The sequence below is a fragment of the Micromonospora sp. LOL_014 genome (assembly GCF_048060245.1).
Lineage (GTDB): Bacteria > Actinomycetota > Actinomycetes > Mycobacteriales > Micromonosporaceae > Micromonospora_E.
In genome coordinates, this window is the sequence record NZ_JBHMIP010000107.1 from 1 (window position 1) to 590 (window position 590).

Consider the following 590-nt stretch of genomic DNA (forward strand, 5'->3'; position numbering starts at 1 on the left):
AGAAGGTGCGGTACGCGGCGTTCAGGTCCGCGAGGGCCTGCCGCGACACCACCGCCGACACCTCGCCCAGCCACGCCCGCTCCGGAGTCGACTTGGCCCGCGTGATGACCCGCTTCGACAGCTCGGCGTCCGACACGTACGGCAGATCCTGCTCGCGTGCCTCCTGCCGTGCGCGCAGCCCGTCGTTGAACACCACCCGGGCGCAACCGAACGCCCGGGCCAGCGCGATCTGCTGGCCGGGTGTCGGGTAGACCCGGAACTGGTACCGGAGCTGCACGAACCACACGACATCATCGTTGGTCTATGGCAGAAGTCGAAGGTGTCCGTACCGGCAGGCACTGCGTCTTCGCGACGCATGTCCACTTGGCTTTCGTGACGAAGTTTCCGGTACACGGTGTTCGCCGACCGGCACCTGACCCGGATGGAGGCGATCATGCGGGACGTGTGCACGGGCTTCGAGGCCGAACTGGTCGAGTTCAACGGCGAGGGCAACCATTCCACCTGCTGGTCGACCACCCGCCCAAAGTCGCCGTTTCCCGCCTGGTCAACCCACTCAAGGGCGTCTCGTCGCGCCGCCCGCGGCAGGAGTT

At 67.1% G+C, this 590-nt stretch carries 1 protein-coding gene and 1 pseudogene; one reads left to right on the plus strand and one right to left on the minus strand.

Annotated features, from left to right (window positions below; genetic code table 11):
- On the minus strand, nt 1-286 hold a 286-nt coding region (locus ACFHW1_RS28830), incomplete at its 3' end, for a helix-turn-helix domain-containing protein (RefSeq protein WP_416616739.1).
- A gap of 17 nt (nt 287-303) precedes the next feature.
- On the opposite strand from ACFHW1_RS28830, the pseudogene tnpA reads away from it, so the two are divergent.
- A pseudogene (gene tnpA / locus ACFHW1_RS28835) lies at nt 304-590 on the plus strand (IS200/IS605 family transposase); the annotation flags it as partial.